Annotated in this window: 15 protein-coding genes; all 15 read left to right on the plus strand. The window is 68.7% G+C overall.

Going from position 1 to position 11,818, the window contains the following annotated elements:
- Nucleotides 1-607 precede the first annotated feature (607 nt).
- The 15 genes from JM664_RS11135 (at nt 608) to virB11 (ending at nt 11,770) form a co-directional block, all read left to right on the plus strand.
- Entirely contained in the window at nt 608-1,024 is a 417-nt protein-coding gene (locus JM664_RS11135) for a hypothetical protein (RefSeq protein WP_227420001.1), read from the plus strand.
- Between the two features lie 230 nt (nt 1,025-1,254).
- Complete coding sequence (locus tag JM664_RS11140) at nt 1,255-1,515, plus strand: hypothetical protein (RefSeq protein WP_227420002.1); 261 nt, start codon at nt 1,255-1,257, stop codon at nt 1,513-1,515.
- Nucleotides 1,487-1,924: a hypothetical protein gene (locus tag JM664_RS11145; RefSeq protein ID WP_227420003.1), complete on the plus strand. Its 438-nt coding sequence runs from the start codon at nt 1,487-1,489 to the stop codon at nt 1,922-1,924. The genes JM664_RS11140 and JM664_RS11145 overlap by 29 nt, the downstream gene beginning before the upstream one ends.
- Nucleotides 1,924-2,604, plus strand: a complete 681-nt coding sequence (locus JM664_RS11150) for a lytic transglycosylase domain-containing protein (protein WP_227420004.1) — start codon at nt 1,924-1,926, stop codon at nt 2,602-2,604. The genes JM664_RS11145 and JM664_RS11150 overlap by 1 nt, the downstream gene beginning before the upstream one ends.
- The gene (locus JM664_RS11155) at nt 2,592-2,879 is read left to right on the plus strand and encodes a TrbC/VirB2 family protein (protein ID WP_227420005.1); all 288 of its coding nucleotides are present in this window, start codon (nt 2,592-2,594) and stop codon (nt 2,877-2,879) included. Before JM664_RS11150 ends, JM664_RS11155 begins: the two co-directional genes overlap by 13 nt.
- Nucleotides 2,879-3,154 carry a VirB3 family type IV secretion system protein gene (locus JM664_RS11160; RefSeq protein WP_227420006.1) on the plus strand — a complete coding sequence of 92 codons (276 nt, stop codon included), beginning with the start codon at nt 2,879-2,881 and terminating at the stop codon, nt 3,152-3,154. Before JM664_RS11155 ends, JM664_RS11160 begins: the two co-directional genes overlap by 1 nt.
- Entirely contained in the window at nt 3,147-5,498 is a 2,352-nt protein-coding gene (locus JM664_RS11165; protein WP_227420007.1) for a VirB4 family type IV secretion/conjugal transfer ATPase, read from the plus strand. Before JM664_RS11160 ends, JM664_RS11165 begins: the two co-directional genes overlap by 8 nt.
- The gene (locus JM664_RS18720) at nt 5,495-5,623 is read left to right on the plus strand and encodes a hypothetical protein (protein ID WP_264465656.1); all 129 of its coding nucleotides are present in this window, start codon (nt 5,495-5,497) and stop codon (nt 5,621-5,623) included. The genes JM664_RS11165 and JM664_RS18720 overlap by 4 nt, the downstream gene beginning before the upstream one ends.
- Nucleotides 5,620-6,336 carry a type IV secretion system protein gene (locus tag JM664_RS11170; protein WP_227420008.1) on the plus strand — a complete coding sequence of 239 codons (717 nt, stop codon included), beginning with the start codon at nt 5,620-5,622 and terminating at the stop codon, nt 6,334-6,336. Before JM664_RS18720 ends, JM664_RS11170 begins: the two co-directional genes overlap by 4 nt.
- 89 nt (nt 6,337-6,425) lie before the next feature.
- Nucleotides 6,426-6,740 carry a hypothetical protein gene (locus JM664_RS11175; protein ID WP_227420009.1) on the plus strand — a complete coding sequence of 105 codons (315 nt, stop codon included), beginning with the start codon at nt 6,426-6,428 and terminating at the stop codon, nt 6,738-6,740.
- 127 nt (nt 6,741-6,867) lie between these two features.
- A complete protein-coding gene (locus tag JM664_RS11180; protein ID WP_227420010.1) occupies nt 6,868-7,947 on the plus strand; it encodes a type IV secretion system protein in 1,080 nt (359 codons plus the stop codon).
- Nucleotides 7,948-8,012: 65 nt separating this feature from the next.
- Nucleotides 8,013-8,687: a virB8 family protein gene (locus tag JM664_RS11185; protein WP_227420011.1), complete on the plus strand. Its 675-nt coding sequence runs from the start codon at nt 8,013-8,015 to the stop codon at nt 8,685-8,687.
- 1 nt (nt 8,688) lies between these two features.
- A complete protein-coding gene (locus JM664_RS11190) occupies nt 8,689-9,459 on the plus strand; it encodes a TrbG/VirB9 family P-type conjugative transfer protein (protein ID WP_227420012.1) in 771 nt (256 codons plus the stop codon).
- Nucleotides 9,456-10,781 (plus strand): TrbI/VirB10 family protein, encoded by a 1,326-nt coding sequence (locus tag JM664_RS11195; protein ID WP_227420013.1) that lies wholly within the window; start codon nt 9,456-9,458, stop codon nt 10,779-10,781. The genes JM664_RS11190 and JM664_RS11195 overlap by 4 nt, the downstream gene beginning before the upstream one ends.
- Nucleotides 10,778-11,770, plus strand: coding sequence for a P-type DNA transfer ATPase VirB11 (virB11, locus tag JM664_RS11200; protein WP_227420014.1), 993 nt, complete (start codon nt 10,778-10,780; stop codon nt 11,768-11,770). The genes JM664_RS11195 and virB11 overlap by 4 nt, the downstream gene beginning before the upstream one ends.
- The last annotated feature ends 48 nt before the right edge of the window (nt 11,771-11,818 follow it).

Consider the following 11,818-nt stretch of genomic DNA (forward strand, 5'->3'; position numbering starts at 1 on the left):
TGGCCGGTGGTGCCGTCGTGGGCCTGCCATCTCACTGCGACCACGCGTACGAGACGATTGCCGCTCGCTGCGCAGCCGCGCCGCTGCGGTGCCCAATCGGGTAGAACCGTGCTGTCAGTGTCGCGCCAGCCGAACGGTCCGCTGTCGTCACAGGAATCGACATGCGTCGCATCCCTGCTGCGGGTCTCGCCGCTCCGGTCTGTTTGCCGCTCTCTCATGCGGCGGCGCCAGAGCTGCAGCGGCGGCTCGATCCGCCAGGGGGTGATCCGTCGGATGACCTCGGCCTCCGCCGCGATGCATTCGGCGACGGGCGGCCAGCCTTCGGCGAGACAGAGCAGGATGGCGCAGTCACTGGGAGAAGCGCGTACCGCGGCAGGGCGACTGTCGTCGCTACCGAGGCGGCAAGGCGGGTTCTGCGGAGGGACACTGGCAGTCTCCATGAGGCACAACCGATGCGCGACAGAATACAGATGCCATCATGCGCGTCCAGTCTGCGACTCATTTTGCGCGGATAGTTGCAGCGTGTAAAATAGTATATTGACAGCAACGTGCTTGAGGCGCGATGAACTTCGCGGGAAGTCTCCTTCCATTGGCGGAGGAGACATTCGTGCCGAAACGGAAGAAGGCGCTGTCCTTGATCACGGTGGAAGGCGTCAAGGACCTTCGAGCCAAGGGCGTCGACTTCCGGGTGCGGTACGAGCTCATGGAGCGCGCCAGCTATGGCCGCAGGCCGCCTCGATATCGCTGCATCTATGTCCTGCCGGACGGCGAGGAATGCGTGCTGGTGGCGAGCCGGGTCAGCAGCTTCAAGGGGGCGGAGCCGCGCTACTTCCTGCTCTGGCCGGGGCTCGTCGCGCATCACCACGAATTCGGCGACGGTCGCGCGCTGTGCCTGTTTGACGACTTTTCCATCGAGACCCGCGACGTCCGACGCGATGGTGTTCCGAGCGGACGGGACGATCCGGACCTCGGCGGCGTGGACAGTCCACCGCCAGGAGGCGACGGGAAGCTCGCAAAGAAGTAGCCGCCGGCCCCTTCCGGGCGCCGAATTTCTCGCCGTCATCGGCGCCGCCGCGGCGCGCCATGCGGGTCATCACGCCCTCGCCCGGCCCGGCATCAGCGATGCAGACTGGGCGCGGTCTTTCAGGCGATGAGCAAGGCCAAGAGCGCCTATCGCATCGATGCGATGAGCCCGAAGGATGGCGAACGCGATTTGTACGTTCCACTGCCTCGCTACCGGCAAATCTGCGCCGGATGCCGAATTTGGGGCAGGTCGGCAGCGCCGATCTGCTCTACAAGCCGATCGACGTCGGCGGAAAGCTCGAGTGGACCGTCTACGTCCGCCGGCCGGATTGGACCGCAATGCAGGTCTACATCGCAAGGACCGGCGAGCCGAAGCGGCTCAAGGTGGCGAACGCCCTCATCAGTGACCACCAGGGCCATTACCCGGACGCGACCGAGGTCGTGGTTCCCGTCCTTTCGCTCGGTGCTGACGCCGCAGTCGACCAGGAATAGCGACGCGAGCGCCGCGACGCGCTCGAACGTCGTCTCGATCGCGGAGCACCGTCGACGCTGGAGCGGCGGCGGCACGACAGGAGCACCGGACCGCCAAAGCTCGCCCGAGGTGCGCGCCGCCCACGTCGCACTCGTCCCCTACTTCGGGGCGACCATCGCCTTCAGCCATCTCCACGCGGTTCCGTGGGGATCCTGGACGCTCGGTTGGGCGCTTCTCTGGCTGAGTTTCCTGCCATTGACGTTTCTGCTCGGAGGATACCTCGTCCGGCGGGTGCCGCTCACGTTCATCGGGACGATCCTGACGATCCTCCTCGCGGCCTTCGTCACGCCGCTCGCTGTACCCCCGGCGCTGACGCTCCTGGCGGTCTTCGTCCTGACGCCGGCGATGGCGCGCGTGATACCGTGGTGATGCGTTTCTCTGCCATGATCCTGACGCTGGGCCTTGCCGGCGCGCTGGCGTCCGCATCCGTTCAGGCGACCGTCTACGAGTATGGGCCGGGAGGCCGGGTCTCCGTCAACGGGGCGCCCACGACGACCGCCGCAGAGCGGCCGGCTACCACAGCGGCGCCCGCGCCGGTGACTGCATCGAGGAAGCGCTATCGCGACCTCGCCGAACAGGTCGCCCTGCGCCACGCCGGCGGCGACGGCCCGCGCCGCGCCGGCCTCGACGCGCTGACCTTCGCCCGGCTTTTCGTCGAGCTGATCCGTGCCGAGAGCGCCTTCGATCCGCGCGCCGTCTCTCCGAAGGGCGCACAAGGGCTGGGGCAGCTGATGCCGGACACCGCCCGCGCGCTCGGCGTCACCGATGCCTTCGACCCGGCGCAGAACCTCGATGGCGCCGCGCGCTATCTCACGACGCAGCTCGCCCGCTTCGGCGACGTCCATCTCGCGCTCGCCGCCTACAACGCCGGCCCGCACCGGGTGGTGGAGTACGGCGGTGTGCCCCCCTTCCGCGAGACGCAAGCCTACGTCGCTAAAATCGCGTCCGCCGTTGGCGTCAGGCCCGCCCCTGAGGCCGCGGGCGTCGTCCCGGTCGCAGTCCCCTTCCCTGCCCTCAAGCAAAGGACCTCCTCGGTATGGCAATACTGACCTATCCCGCACGGCGCACCGCCCTGATGGCGCTGGCGCTCGCCGTCCTTGCGACCCCGGCGCTCGCGCAGGACCTCTCGCCGGTCAACACCTTCTTCACGACGCTCGGCACCGCGCTCACCGGCACCACCGGCCGCGCCATCGGTCTGGTCGCGCTGGCTGGGGTGGGCCTGATGTTCCTCACCGGGCGGATGAACTGGGGCTTCGCCCTCTCGATCTGCCTCGGACTCGTCATCCTCTACGGCGCCGGCACCATCCTGGGCGGCATCGCCTGATGCGCAATCCGTGCTTCCTGGCCCTCACGAGGCCCGTCTCCATCGCGGGCCTTCCCATGACCTACGTTGTGGTGCTGTTCGGGCTGGTCGTCGGCGGCTTCATCGCAACGCTATCGGCGCTCTGGTTCGTGGCGAGCGCCATCATCGGCTACGCCGCCCTGCGAGCGCTCGCGGCCCACGATGCGCGGCTGATCGACGTGATCTTCGTTGCGCTCTCCAGAACCCCGCCACCGCCGAGCTGGTTCAGGGGTCACGGGATCGTCTACCGTGCTTGAGACGAAGCGAGGTCTCGGCCGCAGGGCGGTCGAGCCCGCGGGACTCACCCGCGAGCACATGCTCGCCGCCCATCTCCCGTACCTTTCGGCCGTCAGCGACCACGTGCTGATGCTCCGCGACGGCGACGTGATGGCTTCGTTCATCGTCCGCGGCGTCGAGGCGCAGACAGCCGACCGGGTGCTGGTCGATGACGTCGCCCGCGCCATGTCCGCCACGATTGCCCAGGCCGCGGCGGATGTCGCGTTCTACGTCCATCGCCTCTCCCACGGAACCGAGCCCGCCATGCTGCCGGTCGAGGGCACCGGCTTCGCGGCGCAGATCGACCGGACGTGGCAGGCCACGTTGCGCGAGAGCGGCCTGCGCGACCGGGCCTCGATGGTCACCGTGATCATTCGCCCGCCGCGCCTCACCGGGCTCTGGACGAAGCTCACGGGCGGCTCAAAGCGGGACCTCCACCGCGAGCGCGACCGCCGTGTAGCGCGGCTGAACGAGGTCATGGACAACCTCATGCAGGCGCTCGCGGCGACGCGGCCGGAGCGCCTGACCCTTACCGACGGCCGCTGGCTCGGGATGCTGCGCATGGCTCTCTCGGGCAAGTACGCGCCGCTGACGCCAGGCGCATTCTTCACGCCCCTCTCCAACCTCCTCGCCGACAGCCGGGTGGATTTCCGCGGCGAGACCTTCATCGTCTTCGGCCTCGACTCCGCCGACATGCGCTTCGGCGCTCTGTTCTCGCTCAAGAAGTACCCGACGGAGACCGCACCCGGCTTCCTCGACCGGCTCGACCTGCCGGCCGACATGGTCGTGACGCACTCCTTCACCCCGATCGAGCTCGTGCCGGCACTCGCCCGCGTGCAGCGGACGAGCCGGCAGATGAGCGCCGCCGACGACGCGGCGCGCTCGGCGCAAGCCGATCTCGTCCAGGCCGCCGACGACCTCGCCTCCGGACGGATCAGCTTCGGTCACCACCAGGCGACGGCCATGGTGGTGGCGAAGAGCGAGGCCGAGCTCGACGCGCTCGCGGCGGAGATCCGAACGCAGGTGCAGCGGTCGGGCGGCGTCGCGGTCCGCGAGGACATCGGTGCGCGCACGGCGTATTTCGCGCAGCATCCAGGGAACTTCGCCTACCGGGCCCGTGCGGCGATGATCTCGTCGGCCTGCTTTGCCGACTTCGCTGCACTGCATGCGAGCGACCGGGGCCTCGAGCCGGGCACCGAGCCCTGGGACGCGCCGATCACCACGCTGCCCACGGTCTCGGGCGAACCCTATCGCTTCAACTTCCACCTGCCCGGCGCTCCGGGAGAACGCACGGTCGGCCACACGCTTGTCATCGGCCGCACCGGCTCGGGCAAGACGATCGGCACGGCCTTCCTGCTCGCCCAGGCGCAGCGGGTCGAGCCACGGATCATCGCTTTCGACAAGGATCGCGGACTCGAGCCGGCGATCCGGGCATTCGGCGGCAGCTATTCCGCCGTCCACATGGGTGAGCGGACGGGCTTCAACCCGTTTCGCGCCGAGGCCGACGCCCGCGGAACGGCCTGGCTCACCGATTGGCTCGGCGCGCTCCTTGGCGGCGATGCCGGCGCTCTCTCCGCCGTCCAGGCCGAGGCGCTGGCCCATGCGGCGCAGGCCAATGCCGATGCCGCACCCAGCCTGCAGACGCTTGCGCACTTCCGGGCGCAGCTCGTTGCCCTCGACGACGACAGCGATCTCTACACGCGGATGGCGCAGTGGGATGCGGAGGGTCAGTACGGCTGGCTGTTCTCGGGGGCTGGCGAGGACCCGCTGCGCTTCGCCAATGCGATCACGGCCTTCGACCTGACCGAAATCTTCGACAGCCCGGCGGTGCGGACGGCGTGGCTCTCCTACGTCTTTCGCCGTGTCGAGCGCACCGTCGAGGACGGCCGGCCGACGCTCCTCGTCCTCGACGAGGCGTGGAAGCTCCTCGACGACCCGTACTTCGAGGCCCGCCTCAAGGACTGGATGCTGACGATGCGCAAGAAGAACGTCGCGGTCGTCATGCTGACCCAGCGCGTGAGCCATATCACCGAGAGCCGCGCCGGGGGCTCGATCCTCGAAAGCGTCGCCACGCAGATCCTGTTTCCGAATGCGCGGAACTCGGATGCCGAGCTGGCGCCGCTTGGGCTCACCGACGCCGAGGCCGCGTTCGCGTCCATGTCGCCCGCCGGCAGCCGCCTGGCGCTCGTCCGGAGTGGCGACGCAAGCGCGATCGTCGATCTCGACCTCAGCGCGCTCGGCCCGCTGCTCGGCGTCCTGGCCGGCGACGACCGCGCGAAGGCGGAGTGGCGTGGCGACGCGCCCGAATGGAAGGAGGCTGGATGAACCGCAGGCTCGGACTGGCGCTGGCGCTTGTCGCTCTTCTCGGCGGCTGCGCCACGTACACCGACCGCACGTCGCCCTGCGCGTGCGACTGGCAACCCATCAACACCGAGGAGGCGGTGGTATGATCCGCATGCCCAGCCGGACGGCGCTCGCGTTGTCCCTGACCCTAGGGCTTGCCCCCGCCGCGTTCGCCCAGGGCGTGCCGGTGATCGATACGACCGCGATCGCGCAGTATATCCAGCAGCTCGAGCAGATGCGGCGGGACTACGAGAACCAGATCGCGCAGCTCGACAACCTGCGCAGCCAGCTCGAGAGCATCACCGGGCCGAAGGGGATCGGCGGCATCCTGAATGGTCCTGCCGAGCAGGCGGAGCGCCGGGCGGCCGATAGCCTCTCCGCGATCATGGACGGCGCGATGACGGGTGTCGCCATTCCCGGCAACGCCGGCGCGATTACCGGCCGCATAGACGAGCTGAAGACCACCTTCGGCCTTGCCGACGTCAACACCTTCCTGTCCTCGTCCTTGCCGCAGGACCGGGCGCTCGCCACCCAGGCCGGATCGGGCATGGCGGCGGTGGCAACGGCCGAGGACACCTATGCCCGGGCGAACGCCTCAATGGAGCGGGTCAACACGCTGATCGGGAAAATCGACGACAACGTCGATCTCAAGGCGAGCGTCGACTACAACACGCGGATGTTGGCCGAGGTCGCTGTGCTCCTCAATGAGAGCCTGCGCATCCAGGCGGCGACGGCCAACGTCGTCGGCACCGACGCGCTCTCGGACGCCCGCGACCGGGCGGCGCAGCGCACATTTATGCGAGCAGGAGATGACGGATGAGACGAGTGACGATCTTAGCGACTGTGCTGGCTGTGACCCCCGGCGCGGGTGCCCTGGCAGCTGAGCGGTCTTGGCACTGCGAAGATCAGATGGATCTCGATCAGGACGAGATCGCTGCTCGGGCACCGAACCTTGGCATCCAACGCATCCTGGAAGAGTACCGCGATCGATGGGACGCCACACATATCCGGCAGCAATGCGAAGCGTTCGCCACCGGCGAGCCCTACGAAATCAGTTGCCTCGACGACCGGCGCGACTGGGACGCGATCGAGGCCATGGTCCCCGACGAGTTCTTCGGCATGTCGAACACCGAGCTGCGACCCCACTACCTCGAGCTACAGACTGCCGACGATGGATACGGGGCAGCACTAAACTACTGCCGCAGCGTCGGCGCTGTCGAGTAGACCGGAGCTCAATCGCGTGGCTACTTTCGTTCAAGATACACTCGCAAAGCTAGACGCTGCCATAGCCGGATACGCGGAGTCTGTTTTCGCGACCGTCGCTGGGCCGATCGCCACCACGCTGCAGCTCATGGGTCTTGTGGGGCTAATCTTCATCGCCCTTAACACCCTGCTGCAATGGGTGCCGATCCGGGTGAGCGAGTACATGCGCTGGGGCGTGCGCTACGTGATCGTCACCGCTGTTGCGACGAGCTGGGCACAGTTCCAGCCGATCTACGACATCCTCACCAACACGCCGGGCGCGATCGGCGCGGAACTCATGGGTGCGACCATGGCTCCGAACCTCAACGTCGCCTTCGACCTGATGATCAGCGAGCTCTTCGCCTTCTCCGACAAGCTCGCGGACGAATCTGGCTTCTTCACGATCAGCATGACCTCTGTCGTTGTCTGGATCATCGGCGGCCTGATGGCGGTGGCGGCCATCATCATCTCCTCGCTCGCCAAGGTCGGCCTCGCCATGGCGGTCTCGCTCGCGCCGGTCTTCATCCCGACGCTGATGTTCAAGGCGACCGGCAACCTCTTCGAAAGCTGGGTCCGTTTCACGCTCGGCTTCGCCCTGATCCCGCTCGTCCTCGCCGGGGTGATGGGCGCCATCATCGGCATCGGCTCGAACATGACCTCACAGGCTGCCAACGCGACTGAGCTCTCCGGTGCCGCTGGCTTCATCATCGTCGGGGCCGCAGCCATCTTTCTGATGATCCAGGTGCCGACGCTCGTGAATGGCCTTGCCGGCACCATCGTCGCTACGGCGAACGGGGTCGCGATGGCGCGGGGCGGCGCAGGCGCCGGCGCCTCGGTGGCGGGCGGCGTCAGTAAGCTCGCAGCGCCGCATGTCGCGGCGGCGATCTCCGCGGTCGGCGCCGCCCGCGCCGCGAGCGGCACGGGTCAGTCCGCGAGCCACGCGATGATTGCCGACCTCCAGGCCTCCTACGGGGCGCGAAAGCGCTTCGCGATGAAGCACGCCCGCCACTCGGCGGAGCGCGGCGAGCAGGCAGGCGCGTTCGACCGCTTCGCCGCCGCCAATGCCGGACAGCGGGTGCAGGCGCGCGAGAATGCCACCACCCGCGCCACGCGACGTACGACAACTTCGCCCGCCGCCGCCGAGACGCCGACTGCCGCACCGACGATGCGACCGCGCAAAGCCGACTAGAGCCAGAGCCACCGACCATGTGCGCCGCGATCCCACGACCGCGGAAGAAGAAGGAGTCCGCCTGAATGGCCCAGCATCGTCCAACCGCGGCCGCCGCTTTCGAGGACGAGGTGTTCTTCTCGCTGCGCCGCCAGCGCACGCTCTTCGGCTGGCTCGCCGGCTCGAGCCTCGTCGTCGCCCTCGGCGCGATCGGAACCCTCGCCGCGATCCTGCCGCTCAAGGAGGTCAGGCCCTACGTGGTCATGGTCGACCGCACCACCGGCGAGGCCGAGCAGGTCGTGGCCGTGCGCCCGACCAACCTCACCGATCAGGAGGCCGTGCGTGAGGCGGAGCTCGTGCGCTACATCACCGACCGCGAAACCTACGACGCGACCGACAATGCCGAGCGCATCCCACGCGTCAACGCCATGTCCGAAGGCCAGGCGCAGGACTCGTTGCGCACCCTCTGGACCTCGGGCGCGGAGACCTACCCGCCCGACCTCTACGGCCGCGACACGCTGATCACCGTCCGGGTGCGGTCGGTCTCGGTGCTCGACGCGGACACCGCCCAGGTGCGCTTCACCCGCCGCATGGAGCGCCCCGGCCTCGAGCCCGTCGAGCGCGACTTCGTGGCGACCGTCGGCTTCGAGTTCCGGCCCCGCATCGAGCGCAACCTCGAGCAGGTCTGGCACAACCCTCTGGGTTTCACCGTGACCGGCTACCGCGTCGACGCCGAAACCCTGGCACCGAGGGAGAACTGAGATGCGTCCCGCCCCTGCCGTCTTCGCCCTGGCGCTGCTCGCCTCCGTCACGACCGCCGCGGCCGAGACGAAGCCCCGGCCCTTCCCCGAGGACCCGCGCATCCGCAGCTACGTCTACGACGAGCACGAGGTCTACCGTCTCGACACCTACCTCCGCTTCATCACCGCGATCGAGTTCGCCGCGGGCGAGAACATCGAGTCGGTGCAGGTCGGCGACAGCGAGAGCTGGCAGATCGTCCGCCTCAACCGCGGCGATGTGCTCTCGATCAAGCCGCTGATCGACGGCGCCTACACCAACATGACGGTCTACACCGACCGCCGCGCCTACACCTTCGAACTCCGCGCGCGGCAGGGCCAGGTCGGCTCGCCGAACCTGAACTACCGGGTGAGCTTCACCTATCCCGAGGAGGAGGCCGCGCGCCGGCGCAAGGCGGCGGAGCGCGCGCTCCGTCCGCGGGACTACGACTACCATGCGGCCGGCAAGGCCGCCTCGATCCGGCCGATCCAGGTCTACGACGACGGGCGGCAGACCTTCTTCGTGTTCCCCGAAGGCGCGCGCCGGCCGGCGATCTTTGCCGCCGACGCCAGCGGTCGGGAGAGCGTCGTCAACGTCACGCATGACGAGAACGCGAGTGTGGTCGACAGGGTCTCTGAGCGCTGGACGCTCAGGATCGGCGACGAGGAGCTCTGCATCGCGCATGGGCGCGTGGTGCGCGCAGTCCGCGGGGGCCGGAGCGCCACACCGCTCCAAGGGGGAGGTGTGTTCAAATGAGCGATCAGACCGACACGGGATCCCGCCACATCGATCCGGTCAGCCAGCGCCGGGCGCGTCTCGAAGGCCGCTCGGCCAACCCGGTCGTGCGGATGCTGACGGGCGCCCTTCTCCTCGTTGCCTTCGCCGCCGTCGCCGTTCTGATCCTTGCGCCTGGCGAGGTGAAGCGCCTCTTCACCGCGGGCGCCTCGGAGTCGGAGGACATGCAGGAGCCGTCCACGCCTGCTTCCGACCTCATGTTCGAACCGACGACCGAGCCGGTGGAGGTGGTGACGACCGACCCGACGATCGTGCTGCCGCCCGCGGAGGACGATGCCGATCCGGACCGCATTGCCGCGCTCGAGCGCGAGATCGAGGCGCTGCGCGCCGCGAAGGGGCAGAGCGCCGAGGAGCTGCGGGCGCTTCTCGCCGAGCAGGCGGCGACGCTGCAGGAGCAGTTCGACCGCGAGCGCGCGAGCCTCGAGGAACGCCACCAGCGCGAGCTGCAGGACGCCCTCGCGGCGCGTCCGGTCACCGCGGGCATCGCGGACCTGGGCGAGAGCGAGGCGGAGGCCGAAGCGCGGCGGCGGCTCGAGGAGGAACGCGCCCGACGCGCGGAGATCCGCGAGGCGCAGATCATGTCCGACGGCATCGTGCTCGACGCCGGGGGCTCCATCACCGGCGAGCCGCAAGGCGCTGGCGGCAGCGGTGCGCGCCGCCAGCTGACGGGCAACGAGGCATTCATCGCCTCGGCCAGCACGCAAAGCTACGATAGGGTGCGGGCCACCGCGATCGCCGCGCCGGACCGGACGGTCGTGCAAGGCACGGTGCTTCGGGCAACGCTTGAGACTGCGATCTCGACCGAGCTTCCCGGCGTGATACGGGCCGTCATCAGCGACGACGTCTGGTCCTATGACGGCTCGACCGTGCTCCTGCCGCGCGGCACCAGACTGCTCGGCAGCTACAACTCGGACGTCTCGGTGGTGCAGGGCCGGGTGCAGCTTGCCTGGAGCCGCGCGGTCACGCCCGATGGCGTCAGCGTCGAGATCGGCGGCTACGGCGCCGACACGCTCGGCCGGTCCGGTCAGGAAGGCTTCGTCGACGGCCGCTTCCGCCAGCGCTTCGGCTCAGCCGCGCTGATTTCGCTGATCGGCACAGCGCCGGAGGTCGTAGTGCCCTCGGAGACCGGCGCGACCGGCCAGGATGTTGCCGAGGACCTCGGAGGCGATCTGGAGACTTCGGCGCAGGGCGTCATGGGCGACTATCTCTCCGCCCCGCCGGTGATCTACGTCGAGCAGGGCACCGCAATCACGGTCTTCGTAAACCGGGACCTGGTGTTTTGAGCGTCATCGACGTTCCCGCGAGCCATGCCGAGCAGGGACTCGGCCCGCTCCGCCAGCTCCTCGCGTCGGACGACGTGAACGAGGTCGCGATCAACCCCGACGGCCAGGTGTGGGTGGAGCATGCCACCGCACTGCACATGACCCGCTGGGACGGCGCCATGCCGGCTGCCCGGCTCAGGATGCTCGGCACGCACCTGGCCGGCGAGTCGGGCAACCAGCTCGGGCCGAAGCACCCCATCGTCTCCGGGCGCGTACGCGTCTTCGGGCAGTCGATGCGGGTTCAGGTCATCGTGCCGCCGGCTATCGAAGCCGGCGTCTCTGTCTCGATCCGCAAGTACGTCTCGCGCATCCTCGACGTGGACGAGATCGGCTTTGTCGCGGGCCGGGAAATCAACATCGAGGGCGAGCGTCGCGCGCGCCTCACCACGCTCGCCGGGCTGGCGAAGGCGGGGAAACTTCCCGAGCTGTTCCGGCAGGCCGTGGACGCCCGGCTCAACCTGCTGATCTCGGGCGGCACGTCTTCGGGCAAGACGACGCTCGCGCGCGCGGTCCTCTCGCTCACCCATCCTGAAGAACGGATGGTGACGATCGAGGACGCGCCGGAGCTGCATCTGCCACACGCGAACAGCGTGGCGCTCGTCGCGGATCGCCGCACCGATTCCGAACGCACACCGGCGCGGCTCCTGGAGAGTGCGCTCAGGATGCGGCCCGACCGGCTGATCCTGGGCGAGATACGGGGCTCGGAGGCGTTCAACTTCCTCGAGGCGATCAACACCGGCCATCCGGGCTCGATCAGCACGATCCACGCCGATAGCCCCGTCCTCGCCCTCGAGCGTATGGCGATGATGGTCCTGCGGGCCGGCCTGAACCAGACCCGCGCGGACGTGATCGACTACGCCCGGGCGACGGTCGACCTCGTCGTGCAGGTCGGACGACGCGAGGGACGGCGCGGCGTGCTGGAGGTCTGGATGCCGGCTTTGGCGGGATGAACCGACCGTATGACGCCGGCGATCATGCTGCGCTTGCATTGCGCCAGC

Origin of the sequence: Roseitranquillus sediminis (assembly GCF_016918935.1) — a bacterium.
Classification (GTDB): Bacteria; Pseudomonadota; Alphaproteobacteria; order Rhodobacterales; family Rhodobacteraceae; genus Roseitranquillus; species Roseitranquillus sediminis.